Consider the following 20552-nt stretch of genomic DNA (forward strand, 5'->3'; position numbering starts at 1 on the left):
TGAATATTCTTTATCATCTTACACAAAATACAAAATCTAGTAAATCATTATGTTTTTTATAAACAAAAATCCAGTTATGCTTACTACATAACTGGATTCCTCATCGTTTAACAACTTTTTTATTTTAAAATAACAACTTCCCTTAATTCCCTCTTCAACACTTTCCCTAAAGCGTTTTTCGGTAATTCGTCCATAAATACAACTTCTGGTATTTTATAGTTTGCTAGTTTCCCCTTACAATGTTGAATAATTCCTTCTTCTGTTAAAAGTGTTTGAATGTCCTTTACAATGTAAGCTGTTGGAATCTCTCCCCAAAAATCATCTGGCATTCCAACTACTGCAACTTCTAAAACACCATTTATTTCATGAATAACGTCTTCTACTTGATCTGGATATACGTTGTCACCACCTCGTACGATAACGTCTTTATATCTTCCCATGATATGTAGAAATCCATCGTCATCTATCATGCCAGCATCACCCATGTTAAACCAATTATCTTTTACTACCTTCTTTGTCGCCATTTCATTATTCCAATATCCTTTAAACATGTACGGACTTCTTACATGAATCTCTCCAACTTCATTTGTTGTTAGTTCATCACCTGTTTCTGGATGAACAATTTTCAACTCAACATGCTTAAGTGTTTTCCCTACAGAAGACATTTTTTCTTTTCCCATATTTGGATGCCAAGAAGTTACTACCCAACCTTCTGTACTACCATAACCTTGCACCATATATATTCCTTTTTCCATATATTTTTGAATGAGCGTTTCTGGTACTTTTGTACCCCCGCTTTGTGCTACTTTCAAAGTCGAAATGTTACGCTCTTGTTTATTTAGTTCATCAAGCATATAACTATAAACAGCTGGGAACGCAAGCATCGTCGTAATGTTCTCTTCTTCAATCTTATCCCAAATAAGAGTAGGATTCGAATCAGCTAAAAAGACCATCGTAATACCATGATAAATACAATTTAAAATAGAAAGCACGCCACTCATATGAAACAATGGGTGCACTGATAAAAAGCGTTCACCTGCTGGAATTTCTCTTTGACCTGCAATCTCAGTAAAATAATGATGTAAGTTTTTATGACCAATTACACATGCTTTTGCCTGTCCAGTCGTTCCTGAAGTAAACAAGAAAATAGCATCATCATCTTCATGAACTTCCACGTTCGGTTCTGTTATTGGCTGTTCCTTTAATTTTAATTCGAATGAGCCAAAGCCTTCTTTTGTCGTCTCAATTACATAAGGAATTTCTTTAACTGCTTCAATTTTTAATAAAGCTTCACTAAATTCATCATCAATAACTAATACTTTTAATTTTGCTTCTTTTACAATCGTTTCTAATTCATAAACAGTAAGCTGATGATTTAGCGGAATAAATACCGCTCCAATTTTTAAGCTTGCCATCATAACGCTTGGAAACGGATGATTATTTTTGCATAAGATTCCTATGCGCTCTCCTCTTTGCACACCGCAATGTAACAAGTAATGTGCAAGCTGGTTTACTCGTTCATTATATTGTTGAAACGAATATTTTTTCTCTCCCCCAACAAGCGCTTCCAAATTTGGTGATTGCATTGCTCTTTTTTGTAATAATTGTTGTATCGTTCTCAAGTAAAACTCCCCTTTATATATATTAGGTTTTTTATTTTACCAGATTAACTATTAATTTACTAAAGATTACACTTAGTGAATTTAATGTATATATACAAAAATAGCCATCTACTTAACAAGTAAATGGCTATTTTTCCTTATATATTAGAATACTTCTTATTCATAACATATTGCACATACTCTGGTGCACTTTTGTCAATCGCTTCATCACTGATTTCATATTCTGCACCGTATAAATAAAATGATGGTATAAATTCCATTCCTGTATATAAGCATGTAGCGTGAAATGGTTTCTTCAATTCATCCATCGTAATTCCACTATTTTTATAATCTGTTTCTAACCCGCCTATAGAAATAGCTACACCAAATTCTTTTCCCTTCACTTTATCCCCTTTAGATCCGTACGCAAATCCATATGTTAATACATCGTCAAACCATTTTTTTAATAATGGCGGTGAGCTATACCAGTAGAACGGAAATTGAAATATATAGCGGTCGTGCTCTACTAATAGCTTTTGTTCCTCTTCAACATTAAACTCCCAATTTGGTGCCGCTTTATATAGTTCATGCACCGTAATTTCATCTGAATATTTCTCAAGTTCTTCTACCCATCTTTTATTAATTCGAGACTTTTCAATATCAGGATGTGCTACAATTACAAGTGTTTTCATATATTTTCTTCCCCCTTATAAATAATTCAAACCCTTTAGTATTAGTATGAATGAGTCACATATAATTGAAAAGTACGTACTTTCAGGTACTATAAGAACCTTAAAGTACCTGTGGAGGTGTTATATGAATCAAAATGATGATTGCCCAATCGCAACAACACTCGAAGTAATCGGCGGAAAATGGAAAGTTCATATATTATGTATTTTGATGGATGGAAAAATGCGAACGAATGAAATAAAACGAGAAATCCCAAACATTACGCAAAAAGTTCTTACACAACAACTTCGGCAACTTGAAGCTGATGGGATTATCCATCGTACTGTATATCAAGAAGTACCACCAAAGGTTGAGTACACAATAAGCGAACATGGAAAATCCTTAATGCAAATTATGGATGAACTATTTGAATGGGGAAAAGATCATCAGATCAAAAGGTTAAATGACTAAAAGACCCCCTACCAACTTTGTTACATCTTCTATGTCAAGAATTCTTCTGAAATTTTATAATAGGGGTATCGTCACATCACTATTAAGCTAACAAAAAATACCCCTAAAATGAAAAAAAGCTTATTTCTCAAAGGACTTAACTGTAGTGAAAGAAAACTACATATTCTTATACACATAGCTCTTATTTGACACTCCCACCCCTAAAGGGGCCAACTGACTAACGTCAGTGGGATTCTTGCTACCAAAGACGAAGTCCATTTCTGGTATCGCTGACGTGCAAGATTGCGGTGTGCCATCACCACTCCCACAACAGACCATATAGGTTCGTGGGCTACGGTACTGTGACCATACCGTACAGATTGTTGGTTCTCACATGTTTTTACGTCTTTTGCATGACGACTTAATACATTTTACGGAGTAGAAGAATTTGCTACCCCAACCTCATATGTATTCTGTTTTCAGAGAACAGTCGTTTTAGAGTCTTTTGCATGACTATAAATAAAGTATACCCTGTTTTGCTATGCAAAAACGATGCTTTCATCCCACGTCTAAAGACGGACTAAAGTCCTGCGTGGGCTTTCCCGTATCGTAAATTCGGTAAAATTCTAAAAAAATTATGGGAACAAAATTGCGTTCTTATCCTCATCTTACTGTTGAATTCAAGAAAGTCAGCATTTAAACTAAACTTGATAATATCGCTTTTGTACGATTGTCCGTTACCTCATAATAAATTTCTAACCCTTTCCGAGTACCTGTAACGATTTTAGCAGCTTTTAGTTTCGATAAATGCTGACTAATTGTACTTTGGGGCATTTGTAAATTCCCATACATTGTTGTTACATTGGTAGGGCCTTTTGCAAGCATTATTTTTACTAAGGATAAACGGACAGGATGCGCCAATACCTTTAATACTTCAGCGATTTCTTCATACATTTCTTTTGTTTGTTTCATATTTTTTCTCCCCTTTTATATAAACATCAATGATATCCATATATATAATTCGAAAGGATATACGATTTTGTGTCCGTCATTTAAAAAATTTAAATAATAAAAATTTATTTAGTTTGAAACTAGAGGGGTTTATTAACATGAAACGAGTTCTCATATTCTATAGACTCTTCTTTCCATCCCCTTGATGCTGTGTGGCAGGAATGTTTTTCCCCTCATTATTAGGCCCGTTATTTTCTTACTGAGACACCCTACCGTTGTTTTCTCGCTGATGTTCATTATTTCCTTGTTGAGACCCTCTGCCGTTGTTCCCTTGCTGATTTCCATTATTTCCTTGCTGAGATCCTCTACCGTTGTTCTCTTGCTGATTTCCATTATTTCCTTGCTGAGATCCTCTACCGTTGTTTTCTTGCTGATGTTCATTATTTCCTTGCTGAGACCCTCTACCGTTATTTTCTTGCTGGTGTCCATTATTTCCTTGCTGAGATCCTCTACCGTTATTTTCTTGCTGATGTCCATTATTTCCTTGCTGAGATCCTCTACCGTTATTTTCTTGCTGATGTCCATTATTTCCTTGCTGAGATCCTCTACCGTTATTCTCTTGCTGATGTTCATTATTTCCTTGCTGAGACCCTCTACCGTTGTTTTCTTGCTGATGTCCATTATTTCCTTGCTGAGATCCTCTACCGTTGTTCTCTTGCTGGTGTCCATTATTTCCTTGCTGAGACCCTCTACCATTATTTTCTTGCTGATGTCCATTATTTTCTTTTATTTGCTTAGGTTGCTGTTCCTTGGACTGCTTTTGTTCTATACGCTCTTGCTTCTCGTATCTTTCTTCTTTTACAGGAGACGAATCCGATGATGCGTCAGGAGATGACTTTGCTTGCGAATGTATCTCCTCATCGCGCTCCTCTTGATTAGACGGCGGTGCAGGAGGAGTAAGTGATTTCTGCTTTTCATTCTCTTGCTTTATATAAACACCTGTGCCAACTCCTGCTTTCTTGGCATTCTCTCGCATTTGCATCGTACTGTTTTGATATACGACTGTAACATGTTTTGTCTCATACTCTTTCTTTAATTCTTGCATAGCCTTTTCCAACTGTGGTTCTAGCGACTTGTCCTTTGTAACAGCTGTTAGCATAACTTGCTTATCATTCGTTAAGTATTTATCCTCTTGACTCTGCTTTATAATAGTACGTATTACGTCTTGCAGGTATTTATTTTCCCATCGCTTCATTTCATTTAAAATACGCCTTCCATCATCATTACAAGCTCGCAAATCTATCACACGAAGATCCTTTGTTACGCTCACCTCTAAACTTGGATTTATATCAACTGAGACATAAGCAAATACTTTTTCTTCCGGTTGGTTGTAGAAAAACAGCAACACACATAGAAAACAAGCAACAAGTAATGATGCAGGCTTTAAGAAAGTAGAGATTGAAAAACGCGGTGCTCTTTGCTTTTGTTCATTTAACGAGATTTCCTCTCCAATCATGTAAGAGTGTACTTTTCTTTTAAACGTAATAAACTCTCCATCTGGAGTTAAAACAACTACGCTATGTTTTTTTATATCCATCACAATTCCTTTATTCATCGTGCTTCTCCCCTCTTATATAATCAAGAATATATGTATAGTTGTTTGCAAAGATAATACACATTGCAATAATGTATTTTCTATGTCGCTCCAGCGTTTTACGACTTACCCTAACACGCGGTTCAATATGTTTCAGCGGTAACTTTTTCTTTCGGAACAGCTCTGCCATCATTTTCTCGTCTTTTATAATAATCTTTACAATTTCTATTAAGTGCTCACGCGTATCACGATGCTTAGGAGATTCCTTAGCAAGCTCTGAAAATGTGATTTTAAACTCAGCTAGTACACTTTGAAAATGAAGAATTTCCTCCTTACGGTTACTATTTTCCATCTCTTTCATATACTCCGTAAGCGATACTTGCATTTCTATCATTTCCTCTTGCTTATCTTCTTTTAAAAAGACACGATTATGCTTAGACTCCTTGCGTATATAGTCAATTACATCTCTTTTTATAAGAAGATCAGCAAACGCTAGAAAAGACTTTCCTTTTTTATATGAATACTGTTCAATTGCTTCGTTAAACGCAAACAACCCAATGCTATATTCATCATCCTGTTCTGTAATATATCGGCGACAGACAGACGAGATTGATTTTCTAATAAAAGGCTGATACTGTACGATAAAAGCTTCCTTATCTCCTCCGTTGTTTTGTATGTTAAATACGATATCTTCTATTTCCGCTTTTTTTAAGATCTTCATTACTAAACTCAACACTAGTAATCTCCCTGCCTCCTTCTGCTTCAAGCAGCAGAATGGTCACTAAACAAGTGACCATTTAACCACATTTTCTTAGTACTTTTCTTTTGGCTTGTCTTCTTGCTGTTGTTCATATTTTTCACGACCGACTTTTTAGATGACTATTTTTTCTACTTGCGCTAGAGTGAATTCTGTATTTTATACTGCTTTATTATTTTCTTTTGCAATACCACTTGTTCTTCTTACTCTTTTTCTATTTTAGCTGCAATCTTTGAATAACTCTTCGCTATATTTTTGGTAATTTTAGCTTTTTCTTTCATTTGTTTTCTTCTACTTATATATATTCGAAGGAACAAATAATTTTATGGGGGTCAAAAAAATATTTGTTATAAAATAGTTATTTTTTCAAAAATAAAAACCATCAATTTGAAAAAAGATTGTTCAAATTGATGGTTTTATTGTTATATATATTAATTTTTTATAACTAAGGTCAATCATTTCTTTAATTTATTATCGCTATTAAACTAAAATTCCATAGTACCCCCTAAACGAAAAAATTCTTTCTCTATAGGGGCACCATATCAAAAAAGAAAATTGTAAGTTTAGACATATTTTAGATACAAAATAACCGATTCCTTATACGTTAAGGGACCGGTTATTTATTTCCCTATTTTTTTAGGGAGGTTTTTCTTGTAATGGTCTTAAATGATTGATTTAAGGTTATAAACTTAAATCATAAATAAAAGATACAGTAAAAACTATATAAGAAATAAATGTAACGAAAACAAGAAAACATATAAACTGAGCATTAGATACATATTGTTCTATTCTTTTTTTCATTTTAATTAGTATTATTTTTCAGATGTGAAGTATCAATTTGAATTTCACCTTTCCAAGATCCAATTACTTTTCCAATTCTATTTATATTTACATCTAAAGTAAGGGGCTGTTTAAAATCGTCTTTTCCTCCAGTAACTATAACAAATGTAGCAACACCTTCGGGTTTATCATTATCACGAATGCCTACATCATTTAATTTTTTACCTGCTGCCATAAGTTCAAAAGGAAGACGGTCATCTGAATCATGGATAAATGATAGTCTCCCTTCATGTTTAATCTCAGGGTTTTCCTCTTGTTGCCCATTAATTTTACCATCACTTTCGAGCTCTAATCCTGATGTATCAAATTCAAATGGTACTAAACTTCCGTCAGCTTTTTCCATTCTATAATGAACTGATATACGTGAATCTGCGATATATAATTCTTTGAAATGTACAGTAATACCTTGATCTGTAATTTTTTCATCAATAGGAATATATTTACCATTCTTCATCATATCTTGTGTGACACCATTTTCATCTTGTATTCCTTCATTTACAACTTTATCATTTGTAATTGCATCAGAAAAATATGAGGCAACATTTGTAGCCGCTACTTGTACTTGTGGAATCATCGCTGTTGTGAAAAGTGCTGCTGCAGCTACTGCTGTATACATGAAACGTTTTGATTTTTTACTCATGTTTGTAAAGAGTCTCTTCTTTTGTTGTTTTTTGTGATTTATATTAGAAACATTGTCTAGCTTGGAACGACTTTCAAATGTTTTCCATGCTTGTTCTATATCAATTTTGATTTCTTGTGGTGAATTTGCAGATTCTTCATCTAGCATTACGTTTTCCCATTGATTTAATTTGCTGATTTCTACTAATAAATCTTGGCATGCTTCACATGTATCTAGGTGCTTTGTGAATTCCTTTCTTATATCATGAGAAAGTTCTCCATCAATATATGTTTGAATAAATCCGATATCATAACATTTCATTTGTTATGCCTCCTCCATTTGTTTATAAATCTTGCGAAATTTCATTTTGGCTCGGACCAATAATGTTCCAATAGAAGATATTTCAATTTGAAGTATTTCTGCAATTTCTTTATATTGAAAACCAGAGAATTTCATTAGTAAAAGGGTTCGTTCTCGATCATTCATTTTATTTAGTATCGTTTGTACCTTTGTAATTTCCTCTTTTCTTATCCAATCATCGTCTAATGATGAAACATTTTGTACTTCATGGTATTGTATTTCTTTATCAATCTTCGCTTGTTGCCTTTTTTCAGATCGCAAATGGTTATAAGCTACATAAGTAGAAGATTTAATCAACCATCCAGGTATGTTTTCAATTACTTTCCAGTCGCTACGATATAATTGTAAAAATACTTCTTGTGCTAACTCTTCAGCGATAGATTGATCTTTAACAATCCATATAATCTGTTTCACAGCATAAGCATAGTACTACTTAAATAAATCTTCAAAAGGCATATCAGAAGCATGACTTTCTTCATTTTTTATGGTTAACATGTTAGTCTAAACCTCACTTTCAATTTGATGCCTGTATTATAGAGAAACCAGAAAAACGGATTTTGTGACAGTTTTTCTGGTTATTTTTTTATTATGTACTAAAAAAAGCATTCATCTGATTAAAAGATAAATGCCAAAAGGGAAATAAAAACATAAAACTATAACTCTTGCAGTAGTTTTCTATTAATGGGGTACCGCCACATCGCTATCAAGCTAATAAAAAGAAATGCCCCCCTAGAATGAAAAAAACGCCATCCTTTCCTATGATTCTACAGAAAGAATAACGTATTTTTTCATTTTAGTGGAACAATTAATCTCTTAAGTTGATGAGCATGCAGCAAGCCCCTTTAAAGGTAATATTGCGGTACCAGGCTGCCCTCTATACTGAAAAGGTAATATCACAACTCAAACTGCTATATTTATTTCCTGTCGAATACACTCTTTTTTATTAGCACGTTTCCATAAATATATGGTGTAGAAGAATAAAATTGCAATAATAATATATGCAAAAAGCGACGAGGCTTGAACATTCCCCATAAAATTAAAGAAATTATTAAAAGTGTGGAAAGTAATGGTGATAATAATTGATTGCTTATTTACGATAAGTAATGACAGAACAAGTCCAACTAAAAATGCATATATGATTTGTAAAATGGTATCTTCAATAGACTGCCCACCAATTAGTTGTAATAAATGGGTGATACCAAACAAAAAACTTGAAATCAAAACTGATTTTTTTATCCCCTTTGAAAACAACATTTTGAGCATAAATCCACGAAAAAAGATTTCCTCAATAAATGCAACAACAAAAAATTGCATGATAAACATAAAAAATAAGTCAGATACTGATGTTGTGTTTAATCCTTTATTACCAAGTAGTATTACTAATAGAACAAGCACTAATGGGGAATTTAATAAAATGGTATTCTTCATTGAATTACTTAACTTAATATCAAAGAAATAGAATTTCCACTTGTTTTTTATCGTTAAATATATTAAAATTCCCACTGCTAAAGGAACAAGTCCAATAAATTGTAATACTGGACTGGATGGCTTAGTAATAGTTTGATAGGCCCCGTTAAGCGTGTAAAAAATCATTAATAAAAATTCTAACCCAATAATTTTTAAAACAATATTCTGATTTACCTTCATCTAGGATCCTCCCCTATTTATCGATTTGAGCATTTTTCTTTTGGATTACTGCACTGTTACTATTTATAGATTAATAGTAACTTATTAATTCATCAAATAATTTACTGATTTTTCAAAAAATATAGTATAAAACACTTTATTGTCCTCATGATAAGGTAAACAAATACCTCAAACGAGAAAATTGATCTCTTCAAATTGAAAATATATAAAATTCCTTTTTGGGGGTTTTATATATTTTTTTAGTTGATGGCGATGTGGTGAGACCCCATAAAGAAAAGACACCCTAAGGTGCCGGTGCCTTCCTCCGACTTGAACCACTTTAATTTAATAATATGTATTGGACATTAAGTAAACACGTCCTATAAAACAGAATCATTTATTTTCAACAGATTGTTAGTGTACAAATACAAGAGAATCGAGATCGTTTGTTTGGCTAGATTAAAGCAACGCCACACCACACCTATATGGTTGAGATGTGTTACGCCTTCTAATTGGAGAATCAGCTTTATAGAACGTGTCCACAATTTATATTTTACTACATGTAATATTTATTTTATGTAATTTTTACAAATATGTATAATTACATAAAATTTACGGAAAAAAAAGAGTATACTTTGATATTGTGTAATAAAGATAAGGCCCACCTACGGAAATAGGTGGGTTTTTTGTTGGGCATTACTATCTCATTGCACAAAAGGGAATTTGCATTAAAATAATATCATATTCTTAGAGTTCTTATATTGAGAAAAAAGACACTCTTATGAGTGCCCCTTTTCTTAGTAACCGAATCCGCCGCTACCGCCACCCCAACAACTACATCCTATAATGATTAACAGGATGAATAGAACGATCAGTAAAGCAAATCCGCCACCTAACTGTCTACGCTTAAAGACTAAAGTTACCTTTAGCCCTCCAAGACTCGCTACGAGCGAATGGCTAGTTCTTACTCGACGGGAATCCCACCCGTTATATGATACGACCTAGGCTCGGCCGCACACCTGCCTCGTTAGTTAATATGAAACTGAAACCCAATGTCTTTCAGGCGAAAGTATAATCTTGGTTTGGAAATATACAACTGTTTGGACATAAAAAAGACCATCGAAATGATGGTCTTGCAGACTGTAGACAAATGCATAAAATAACGGATGAACCTTTCTCTGAACACTTACTTTACTTCTTTCATAAATAGTCTAACGTTTTCAGCGATTTCTTTGAATTTGGTATGGTGTAAATAATGTGATCCATCCATGGTTACTACTTTTCCATGTACCGAGTCTTTGATCTGCCCTTCATGCAGAGGTATCCATCCTGCTACACCTTCATTATTCGCTTGTACAAAGAGAAGAAGTGGAAGATATTTAGGGAAGATTAAACCTTGAGCCCCTTTAAAATTAGACGAAATATGGTCCATCTCATTCAAGGTTGTGTCATTATACATGTTTTTATTCGAAATCATTTTCATTTGCTCTACGGTTTTTTCATCAAATGCCAGTCCAGCATAGGGGTCAGCACTGATTTTCATAGCCAATCTTAAGAGACCTGATTTTTTGAGATATGCAAACGTTTTTAATGGGAAATTGTTATCCATACCCGGTTGTGTTGCAACACTGCTATCGATTCCGACAAATGCAGTCACCTCGTTTGGATATTTGTTCACATAATCAATTCCATAAATGCCTGTAATGGAGTGGCCCATGAGCATGTATCTGTTAATATTAAGCTGCTGTAGAGCTTCATGAACTTCACTTACCATATTCTCCGTGGTTCGCTCTTTTACAGTTTCATCACTTAATCCATAACCGAAAGGCTCTACCGCAACAACTTTGTAAAATGGAGATAATTCATCGATAAGAAGCTTAAAATCAAGCCCTGGAGTAGCTGTTCCATAACCAGGCAGGAGCACGATCGTTTCCTCGCCCTCGCCTTGAATTAACACATTCATGTTTCTCCCGTCTACAGATACGTGCTGCCCGTAGGGCACTATTCGTTTTTGCTCCGAATGACTACTCATCACATTTGCGATATAAACAATACCTAAAAAAAGTACAATGGCTAGAACGATTGCTCCTATGATTTTAAGTAAGATGTTTCGCACTTTCTTTATTTTCATTCCACTCAGCGTTTTCTTTTCCTCTTGTTGTGTCACTGTCATCTTCTCCTGTCCTGATCTGTTTGCCTTCCTTCATGTGCCTGTAATGAAAACTTAACCAATGAAGATGTACTCACCATGACGACAATATGAACTGAATATGAACTGCCAAAAAAAATGCTACGGCTCTATATGCAAGTAAGCTTGCATATGAGTCGTAGCATAGAGAATGAATCTAACTAATCTGTTGGTGTAGTGATTGGCAAGGTGACAATGAAGGTCGTTCCTTGACCAGGTTCACTTTTCACTCGGATGTCACCTTGATGAAGCGACACGATCTGTTTAACGATAGCGAGTCCCATACCACTTCCGTCATACTTACGACTGTGGGAACGATCGGCCTTAAAAAAACGCTCGAATATACGCTTCTGGTCGTCAAGGTGAATACCAATACCAGTGTCGGATATTAGGATTGTCACGTTTTTGATATCTTGTTTGATGCTTACGTTAATCACGCCGGCATCCTCGGAAAATTTGATGCTATTTCTGAGGATATTCGTCCATACCTGATTTAACAGGTCATGATCAGCCGTTACTTTAACTGTCTGTAAATCAAGCTCGAAATGTATATCGCGAGCAGACCATTGTGGCTGGAGCGCCACGATTATCCGTCGGATTTGTTCATCGAGGCTGAGCGTGACGAGCCGCAGTTGCTTTGACTGCGATTCAAGAAAACTCAGCTTTAGCAGGTTATCGCTCATTTTGGACATCCTTTTCGCTTCAGCGATGATAATATCAAGATAACGGCTTCGTTCGTATTCTGAAAGGTCAACTTGCTTAAGCACTAGGGCATAACCGGATATCGAAGTGAGCGGAGACTGAACCTCGTGCGACACGTTCGTTACGAATTCCCTGCGCATCTGCTCAAGTTGCTGCAGATCGTGCATCATTTCTTCGAAGCTGCGAGCCAAAGTACCCAGCTCACTCGTTTGCTTAATATTCAACTTGACGTTGAAATCTCCAGATGCTATCCGCTTGGTCGCTTTTGTCAGCTTTTTTATCGGTCTTACCAGGAATACAGAGGCAACTAGAATCAATAAGCTTCCTGCAATCAACGAACATGTTGCAAAGACCAATGCCCATTTTGTGACAAAAGAGGCTGAAGGAGGGGCGAGCGCTTCCAAAAATATCGCTTTCGTTCCCATTTCCGTTTTCAACGGCAACCCTAAGAGGACCGTGGCAATACCATTAGGAGTGTCCTGAACAACACCTCCATCTAATACTTTCTTTAGTTGCTCCATCGTCACAGGCGCAGGTTTGTGTCCGTGAAGTTTACCGTAAGACTTGAACTGACCCGTTGCTTCGTAAATTCGAATATAATAAGAATCGAGCTGCTTCATTTCACTTACGAACAAGTCCGCTTCACGTAACGGAAAGGTCTTGTAAATCCGGACGATGTCTTGGCCAAAGTTACGTAAGTTGATTTGAGCGTTTTCGTTCAATTTATCTTCGAATATCCAAGTTGACACCAAAAAAGAAATGATCGTGCCCCCGATGATGGAGACTAAAAATGTCAGGACAACACGTATATATAAGGATCTGATCATTCATAAACCTCAAGCCGATACCCAAGCCCGCGCACCGTTTCGATCCGAAAATCGGGTGTTGTCGCGAACCGTTCACGCAGCCGTTTAATATGTACGTCTACCGTTCGATCATCTCCGGCGTAATCGATACCCCAAATCTGATCGATCAACTGCACGCGCGTATAGACTTGTCCGGGTGTTCCAGCGAGCTTATACAGCAATTCGAACTCCTTTAGCGGCAACTTAAGCGACTCCGTCCCGTTCATCACCTTATAGGTCTGTCGATCAAGGATGACGTTCCCGAAATGGATCTTCTGCGTGGAGCCAATCTTGTATCGTTTGAGTAGTGCCCTAACACGAACCGTCAACTCTAACGGATCGAATGGTTTGGTTAAATAATCGTCCGTCCCAAGTTCGAAACCTTTCACTTTCTCCCATGTTTCTCCTCTCGCAGTCAGCATAAGTAAAGGTAGATCAGGATTGGCTCTTCGGAGCTCCTTGCTTAACGTCCAACCATCCATAATCGGCATCATAATGTCAAGTACGACAAGATCGACATTCGTTGAGATGTAGACGGCCAGTGCTTCCTTGCCGTCCGCTGCTTCAGCTGTTGCGAATCCGTCGTTGCGTAGAAATAAACAGACGAGTTCGCGAATGTTCGCATCGTCGTCAGCAACTAGTATAGTAGGCATCGGTTCCCTCTTTTCCCTGTTTTCCCTGTTTTCCACCGCATTATTTCAAGTAATCATTATACTATAAATTAACACGTATGTTGATTAACCAAAGTAATACAGTTTCTTGATTTATCGACCTGTAGAATTCAAGTGTTTCTTTCAAACTAATTTGCCACTCAATTGACAAGGCTTCACAAAGAAACAGGCGTGTGAAACCTGCAAATGACAAGCGTTTGTTTTGTCTTTTAGCCTTGTGCACGAAGAAATTTCAGCAAAGCATAGGCAATTATAGCTGTGAATAACTGATTGAACAATGCATTGGATGTTGTGCCAAACAATACGGGAACGTTCAAATTCAGCTAAATCCAGCGGAAAAATGATTCAATTGCCCAGCGCGATTTGTACATGGCGGCGATTCCTTCGGACAGATAGCTTGGTAGAACGCATATTCCCCAAACTACTCCAGTAATTACACCATCTGAAATAACACGTCCCATACCCACTAATTATTTTTCATCAAATGCGTAAATGGCATATCAACTTTGATTGCACATTCGTTCCAAATCATTACTTGTTAATTTAAGTGAATTCCATCATAAAGATTCATATAGGTTTAGTAATTAGTCAAAGTTATTAGGGTGTTCTGTCGTATAATTTATATATATTACCATATAATTACCTCCTGATTTTTGTATATTATAGTTCTACATCGACACATAATATATAACTTTTTCTCATTGCTTATTGAACTAATCTGCTCCGTTCAAGAAGAACCATATCAGTTTAAATAACTCAGATTTTGGCAAAATTAAATTGATTCAAATGATACCCACCTTTTAGTAATCTCAGAAAATTTCTTAGTCGCGAGTGAGGTTGGTTTTCTTATAGCTAATCCAATAGTTCGATAGCTATCACTTTCAAGTGGAATGGCTGCAAAAGAAATTTTTGATGTCGGTATAATCATCTCTGGCAATATACTAATTCCTAGATTATTCTCCACCATGGAGATCACTGAGTATTCATTCATATTTTCGAATCGAATATTGGGGCTAACTTTATTCTCCCTAAATATTTTTTGAATATCATCATAACACTGATATGTTGGCATAATAAAAGGTACATTTTCTATTTGTTGCATTGATACTTGGTTTTCCTTACATAATGGGGATTGGTTAGATACAACACATAAAAGTCGATCCCTCTTCAATTGTACGATTTCAAAGGATTTTTCAAATGATTCAAAGTAAGTATCATTATTAATAAATCCACAATCTAATCTCCCGTTTTGTAACCAATTCTCAACCTCAGCATAGTTTCCTTCCAGTAATTCGATTTCAATATTTGGAAACTTTTCCTCCATTTTTTTAAGAATACCAGGAATCCAGTTTTTAGAAATACTCGAAAAAACCCCCACTCTTACTGTTCCTTTTTGGAACCCATTGATAGCGGCTACTTCCTGCTTCAGCATGTTGTTATAGTATAAAATTTTCCGAACGGTAATTAAAAGCTCCTCTGCATTTTTAGTCAATGTTAAAGTAGAGTGATTACGAATAAATAAAGGAAAGGAAAACTCTTTTTCCAAACTGCTAATTGCATGACTTACAGCAGATTGGGTGAAACCTAACACTTCTGCAGCTTTTGTAAAACTATTGAGTTCTGCCACTTTGTTAAATATTTCATATTTTGTTAAAGTCACTATGGTCCTCCTCATGAATTTTATTCATGTTTCCATTATATTTCTTCGTTTTATTTAATGCCATTACCAACATATAATAAGTGCATGCTCTATTATATGACCCTTGACAAGGGATGTATTTTTCATGGAAGGATGAAGTGAAATGCAAAAAATTTTAGTTACAGGTGCTGCAGGTAAGATTGGCCAAGATGTTACAAGGTTCCTAGATAAGCAAGGGAATTACCAGTTACGGCTAGCAGATATTAACTTATCTGCTTTAGAAACTTTTAAAGATACAAATCATGAAATCGTATATTTAGATGTTTCTGATTTAGCTGCTTGTCAAGAATTTACGAAAGGTATAGATATAGTTATACACTTGGCAGGTAATCCTTCGCCAAATGCTGATTTTTATGGCTCCTTATTAGAAAATCATATAAAGGGAACCTATAATATTTTTAGAGCTGCTAGTGATAATAATGTATCCAAAGTGATAGTTGCTTCCAGTGCTCAAACAATTGAAGGCTATCCTTTGGATTATCAACCACATGCTTATTCACCCACGAGACCCAAAAATATGTACGGGGTAAGTAAGTGTTTTGCAGAGGCTGTTGCTTCTTATTTTGCTTATGAAGAAGGGTTACAAAGTCTTGCTATTCGTATAGGTGCATATGATGATTATAATCCATATGGTAAACCACTAACAGCTAGAGATATGAGTGCATACTTAAGCCCAGAAGATTTTATGGACCTTCTCTTAAAGTCGATGACGGCAAAGAACTTACCTCCATTTTCAATTTTACATGGTGTATCTAACAACAGGTTTAAACGAATTGATATTGAAGGAACAAGAAAGTTAGTTGGTTATAGCCCAAGTTCTGATGCTTTTGTACTAAGTGGTATTAAGTTCTTTGATTCTTGATAAAGGCATATCTAGAAAAGAGATTATATTATTGTTATTTAGCTTTTATTTGTTCTATTTTCAATAGCTACAGTTTCTATAATCATAAATATTCCAATTTCCCCAGATAGAGCACACTATTCTTCTGTCTCATTTGTGGAACAACTCTATTGTCACCACTAGTTCCACAGATGTTCTTTTCCTTTTCAACATAATGGGGGTAGCACCACATGGCTATCAACCTAAAATTTTATAGTATCCCCAAAACGAGAAAATTGGCATCTCCAGGTGAAAATATACATTTTTTGCTTTGGGGCAACTAGTTTCATTAGCTTGATGGGTATATTGGTGAAACCCCGAAATGGACATTTTGGTAGGCAATTCTTCTTCTCTTAAAATAACCTTAAATATATTATAGATTTAAGAATATTAGAAAAATAAATAGTATAATTTTCTAAAACATCCTGAATAAAGTTAATTTTAGAAAAAGAGTAGAGGGGAAATGTTTCAGAAGCTCAAATTTTATTTAATCAGTCTTGTAATTAGTTCAATGTTAGGTGGGATTATCATAGGTGCTAATTTCTTGGTCCATAACATCTACTATTTAGTTGTAGGTAAAGAATTTCATTTTAATATGTGGTCTTCTATTATTATATTTAGTATCGTATTTATTTCGGGTTTCTCGTATATGTTGAAAAAGGATCCAGATATACTTGTTAATGATTAAACCAATAGTAATTATCGTAGGCGCTACCATGATCTGGTTGGCGTCTTGTTTGTTGTTAAGGAAAGATAACAAAACAAAATTTCCTTAAAATGAAAAAACACGCCCTGCACCTGCCCACTTTACTGCTTCATAGACAGCGGGAACAGCTAGGAAAAGGGCTGTAAGTCCGAACATCGTTGCAATTATATAGATTATGAAGCCAAGCATGATACCCAAAAGAGAAATGAATCCTGCCATACGCCCCTGCGTAATCGAGCGAGAAATGAGATAAATCATGTTAGGCCCAGGTGAACAAACCATGATAAGTGAAACAATTGCAAAAGCTAGCACAGTGCTAAAACTGACCATGAATCTTCCACCCCTTTATCTTACATAAATTTCTTATCGTCCATTTTATCATGATTGAGGAGAAAAAAGATTAATGTATGCCTATTCATATAAGGTTAACATAGCGTATTATTATCGGGATTCACTGTATTTAGAAGACTATGAAAAGCCCTCCATTTTTTTAAACTGGGGACTTTCGTGATCACAAGGCTTTAAAAGTAACCTATCCATAGTGATATTAAAGTTACTACTAACAGGGCAAGAAGAAATGTGATATTTCGAATCCACTTTTGTATATCATCAAAATACCGTTCTATAAATGCAACGTTGATATAAAACATGATAAATACAACAAAGAAGGTTAAGTTACCAAATTTATCGTTCAATTTTTCATTAGTAAATGTACTTACATGAAGGAACAGTAAAGCAAAAGTTACTAAGAATAACTCAAATAGCCTTTTTTTGCTCACCCCACCACCACCTTACAGTAATTTCCTTTTATTTTATCAGAACGTAGTGTGTAGCAGACTGTAAATATTATTTACTTATGTAAAAAAAGGCTAACAATTCAAGATCGTTAGCCTTAATCGCGCCTTTTAAAAAAATAATTCAATATAACAAATGACTGACTCTTCAACTTGCACTATATTCTCCTTTTATTACAAAAAACGAACCTCGAATTGTTCCAGCAAGTTTAGACTTCTGCCTAGCAAACTTAAACTTCTCTTCTAACTCCTTTGGTACCTCCATTCCCTCAGAAAGCTTAAATCCAACAGCTCGCTTCTTCGGGTTATCCAATGTATACATGACATTGACTGCAAGACCATCCTCATAAAAGACATAGGAAAATTTAATATTTTCCACTTGAAAACACGATGTTTCTAAAGGTTTAGCCGCAAACTCAATATCACGTTCTTCTTTCAAAATACGGTTCACATAATCAAGAGTCTCCTCGCTTTCACTAGCTGGTACAACCATAAATTCATGCTTGTATTTGTTCATAAAGTAGCGGGCTTCATGGGCGCGTAAACCAGCAAGCGCTTCTGCCACAGGTGAAGATTCTAAACCGGCTGTAATTACATTTTTAAAATCTACGATATTGGACAATTCCATCTCTCCTTTTAACTCTTTACTTCCTAACAACTGGAATCCACATTTCACCAAATACTAAGCCGTTTCGCTGCCCCATCTCAACCGTTGTATTTGGCCCACCAACATAGGCAAAATCCTTTGCTTCTGGTAAGACTTGACCAAAGGCAATGCCAGTAAGCTTATTACTCATCTCCTCAGCCGTCTTACCTTCCCCTTGAACTACTAAGTATTCCCCCATAGGAAACTGGATAACTCTAGATTCTTCTTGTATTTGTGCCTCTGTCATAACACCAGCATAATACATCATTTTGTTATTCACCGCTTCGCTCACAGAAAAAATGTAATCATTTTTGGCTAAAGCTTTTAAAGTCTCAAGCCTTCCATCTTGTTTAACAGCCCACCAAAAGTCTTCCTTTTCTTTATTTATTCCAGCAAAGTCTGTGTATTCGCTCTTAAGTTCAGTTCCAATACCTAACACAATAAAGCTATCTTTTTCTTCTAAAGTATAATTTTTCATATTCAAAACCTTCCTCTTTTTTAAATTAATCAAATGATTTATCTTTTCATCTGATGAGTTTATAATATCCTTAAATCATGTCAAAAAATGATACTGTTTAGGAGACCAACATGAAAAAAGTTGAACGGATTAATACCATCATGCGGTACATCAACAACCGCTCCCACTTTACAATTTCTGAAATCATACGAGAATTTAACATCTCACGATCGACAGCTATTAGAGACATTAGAGAGATTGAAGCCATGGGGATGCCACTTGTCGCTGAAGTTGGAAGGGATGGGGGATATTTTGTTATGCATAACTCTATCCTGCCCGTTGTTCGCTTTACTGATAATGAGGTCAAAGCTCTTTTTATTGCCTTTATGGCTACAAGAAATCAACAACTTCCCTATTTAAAAAGTCGTCAGTCTCTAGCTGAAAAACTACTAGGACTCATCTCAGAAATCCAGCAAGATGACCTTGTTCTTTTAAATCAAATCTTTCTTTTTGAAGGAACTAACCCCCATAATCCCGACCTACTTGAGCTTTCTGACCTCCCCCATCCTATGTTAGAAAAACTCATCCAAATCCTTCTTTTTGATAGTCATTTATTGATTACCGTAAAAGAAGAGGAGGAAATTAATTCTTATCCAATTTATCTACTACACCTTTATCAAGAAAAAAGCCATTGGATAATTGAAGGCTTTGACATAAAAGAAGAAAAAAAGAAGATGTTTCTTGTCGATTGTCTCATTAATGTCAAACCCTATACGACGGAAAAGAGATTAAATAAGAAAAAGATTTTAGAAAAACTCAGTAAAAAGGACGAAGCAATCAACCTTGTACTTGAACTTGGTCCAAAAGCGATTGCCCAGTTCAAAAAATACCATCCTATAAAAATTTCTATTTCCTATACAAATCCTTATCAATCCACAGCCATTCTAAAGACTTTTATCAATGTTAACAATCTCGATGAATTAACAGAGATAACAAATTGGCTACTTTTCCTAGGTAAGGATATCAAAATCAGGGAAGTGCCTGAAGAAGTGTTAGAAGGTTTAAAAGAGAGATTATGCTTATACTGCCCATAAGCAGTGACCAGTTAAACCCAAAATAATATTGAGTTTGAATAGATGGCAGTTACCCCTATTTTCAAGCATATGGAGAAAGCATTTTATTTACTACCGCTACTCTTCTAGTAATAACGCCAACACAAAAAAGACATGAACTTTAAATGAATATAGGGTAAATAGTATAATAAAACAAAACCAGACCTTATATTTAGAGTTTTTGAGTTTGATTATATATAATCAAACTTTATAATCAAACTTTTTATTTGTATGGGGTAGCACCACATACCCATCAACTTAAGAAATTGATTGTTCCCCAAAACGAAAAAATGAGCTGAATTCTCATAAATAACTGTAAAAAGGTGAAAATTTCGTTATGGGGGGTATCTCAAAAGCTTAGGTTGATGGCAATGTGGCGTGACCC

18 protein-coding genes and 4 pseudogenes are annotated in these 20552 nt (G+C 35.3%); 4 read left to right on the forward strand and 18 right to left on the reverse strand.

Annotated elements, in window-relative coordinates; all coding sequences use genetic code 11:
* Window positions 1-119 precede the first annotated feature (119 nt).
* Both FT637_RS19850 and FT637_RS19855 read right to left on the reverse strand, forming a co-directional pair.
* Window positions 120-1622 (reverse strand): class I adenylate-forming enzyme family protein, encoded by a 1503-nt coding sequence (locus FT637_RS19850; protein ID WP_193647764.1) that lies wholly within the window; start codon window positions 1620-1622, stop codon window positions 120-122.
* 137 nt (window positions 1623-1759) lie between these two features.
* Window positions 1760-2293 carry an NAD(P)H-dependent oxidoreductase gene (locus tag FT637_RS19855; RefSeq protein ID WP_193647765.1) on the reverse strand — a complete coding sequence of 178 codons (534 nt, stop codon included), beginning with the start codon at window positions 2291-2293 and terminating at the stop codon, window positions 1760-1762.
* A 124-nt stretch (window positions 2294-2417) separates the two neighbouring features.
* Here FT637_RS19855 and FT637_RS19860 point away from each other — a divergent pair, with 124 nt between their 5' ends.
* Window positions 2418-2741, forward strand: a complete 324-nt coding sequence (locus FT637_RS19860) for a winged helix-turn-helix transcriptional regulator (protein WP_193647766.1) — start codon at window positions 2418-2420, stop codon at window positions 2739-2741.
* 675 nt (window positions 2742-3416) lie between these two features.
* On the opposite strand, the gene FT637_RS19865 is transcribed toward FT637_RS19860, so the two are convergent.
* The 12 genes and pseudogenes from FT637_RS19865 to FT637_RS19915 form a co-directional block, all read right to left on the reverse strand.
* Entirely contained in the window at window positions 3417-3692 is a 276-nt protein-coding gene (locus tag FT637_RS19865; protein WP_193647767.1) for an ArsR/SmtB family transcription factor, read from the reverse strand.
* A gap of 235 nt (window positions 3693-3927) precedes the next feature.
* On the reverse strand, window positions 3928-5286 hold the full coding sequence (locus FT637_RS19870; RefSeq protein WP_193647768.1) for an anti-sigma factor domain-containing protein: 1359 nt from the start codon (window positions 5284-5286) through the stop codon (window positions 3928-3930).
* Window positions 5279-6001 carry an RNA polymerase sigma factor SigI gene (sigI, locus tag FT637_RS19875; RefSeq protein WP_193647769.1) on the reverse strand — a complete coding sequence of 241 codons (723 nt, stop codon included), beginning with the start codon at window positions 5999-6001 and terminating at the stop codon, window positions 5279-5281. The genes FT637_RS19870 and sigI overlap by 8 nt, the downstream gene beginning before the upstream one ends.
* Window positions 6002-6824: 823 nt before the next feature.
* The gene (locus tag FT637_RS19880) at window positions 6825-7802 is read right to left on the reverse strand and encodes a DUF4179 domain-containing protein (protein ID WP_193647770.1); all 978 of its coding nucleotides are present in this window, start codon (window positions 7800-7802) and stop codon (window positions 6825-6827) included.
* Window positions 7803-7805: 3 nt separating this feature from the next.
* Window positions 7806-8336, reverse strand: a pseudogene (locus tag FT637_RS19885) (RNA polymerase sigma factor SigX).
* Between the two features lie 405 nt (window positions 8337-8741).
* A complete protein-coding gene (locus FT637_RS19890) occupies window positions 8742-9488 on the reverse strand; it encodes a CPBP family intramembrane glutamic endopeptidase (RefSeq protein WP_193647771.1) in 747 nt (248 codons plus the stop codon).
* Between the two features lie 776 nt (window positions 9489-10264).
* Window positions 10265-10360: pseudogene (locus tag FT637_RS19895) on the reverse strand (YjcZ family sporulation protein); the annotation flags it as partial.
* A 293-nt stretch (window positions 10361-10653) separates the two neighbouring features.
* Window positions 10654-11634: an alpha/beta hydrolase gene (locus FT637_RS19900; protein WP_193647772.1), complete on the reverse strand. Its 981-nt coding sequence runs from the start codon at window positions 11632-11634 to the stop codon at window positions 10654-10656.
* A 182-nt stretch (window positions 11635-11816) separates the two neighbouring features.
* A complete protein-coding gene (locus FT637_RS19905; RefSeq protein WP_078181931.1) occupies window positions 11817-13184 on the reverse strand; it encodes a sensor histidine kinase in 1368 nt (455 codons plus the stop codon).
* Complete coding sequence (locus FT637_RS19910; RefSeq protein ID WP_002084315.1) at window positions 13181-13855, reverse strand: response regulator transcription factor; 675 nt, start codon at window positions 13853-13855, stop codon at window positions 13181-13183. The genes FT637_RS19905 and FT637_RS19910 overlap by 4 nt, the downstream gene beginning before the upstream one ends.
* Before the next feature lie 395 nt (window positions 13856-14250).
* Window positions 14251-14508, reverse strand: a pseudogene (locus FT637_RS29970) (GNAT family N-acetyltransferase); the annotation flags it as partial.
* Between the two features lie 137 nt (window positions 14509-14645).
* Window positions 14646-15533: a LysR substrate-binding domain-containing protein gene (locus FT637_RS19915; protein WP_002142572.1), complete on the reverse strand. Its 888-nt coding sequence runs from the start codon at window positions 15531-15533 to the stop codon at window positions 14646-14648.
* A gap of 142 nt (window positions 15534-15675) precedes the next feature.
* On the opposite strand from FT637_RS19915, the gene FT637_RS19920 reads away from it, so the two are divergent.
* Window positions 15676-16434, forward strand: a complete 759-nt coding sequence (locus FT637_RS19920) for an NAD-dependent epimerase/dehydratase family protein (RefSeq protein WP_061675664.1) — start codon at window positions 15676-15678, stop codon at window positions 16432-16434.
* 481 nt (window positions 16435-16915) lie between these two features.
* Window positions 16916-17140, forward strand: coding sequence for a hypothetical protein (locus FT637_RS19925; RefSeq protein WP_193647773.1), 225 nt, complete (start codon window positions 16916-16918; stop codon window positions 17138-17140).
* Between the two features lie 105 nt (window positions 17141-17245).
* Here FT637_RS19925 and FT637_RS19930 read toward each other — a convergent pair.
* The 4 genes and pseudogenes from FT637_RS19930 to FT637_RS19945 all read right to left on the reverse strand — a co-directional run.
* Window positions 17246-17488 (reverse strand): annotated as a pseudogene (locus FT637_RS19930) (LysE family translocator); the annotation flags it as partial.
* 191 nt (window positions 17489-17679) lie between these two features.
* Window positions 17680-17937 (reverse strand): DUF3963 domain-containing protein, encoded by a 258-nt coding sequence (locus tag FT637_RS19935; protein WP_078176689.1) that lies wholly within the window; start codon window positions 17935-17937, stop codon window positions 17680-17682.
* Window positions 17938-18100: 163 nt separating this feature from the next.
* Window positions 18101-18610, reverse strand: coding sequence for a phage tail protein (locus tag FT637_RS19940; protein WP_193647782.1), 510 nt, complete (start codon window positions 18608-18610; stop codon window positions 18101-18103).
* Window positions 18597-19076, reverse strand: coding sequence for a GyrI-like domain-containing protein (locus tag FT637_RS19945; protein WP_193647774.1), 480 nt, complete (start codon window positions 19074-19076; stop codon window positions 18597-18599). The genes FT637_RS19940 and FT637_RS19945 overlap by 14 nt, the downstream gene beginning before the upstream one ends.
* A 110-nt stretch (window positions 19077-19186) precedes the next feature.
* Here FT637_RS19945 and FT637_RS19950 point away from each other — a divergent pair, with 110 nt between their 5' ends.
* On the forward strand, window positions 19187-20149 hold the full coding sequence (locus FT637_RS19950; RefSeq protein WP_193647775.1) for a helix-turn-helix transcriptional regulator: 963 nt from the start codon (window positions 19187-19189) through the stop codon (window positions 20147-20149).
* The last annotated feature ends 403 nt before the right edge of the window (window positions 20150-20552 follow it).

The sequence above is a fragment of the Bacillus cereus genome (assembly GCF_015071065.1).
Taxonomy (GTDB): domain Bacteria; phylum Bacillota; class Bacilli; order Bacillales; family Bacillaceae_G; genus Bacillus_A; species Bacillus_A cereus_BA.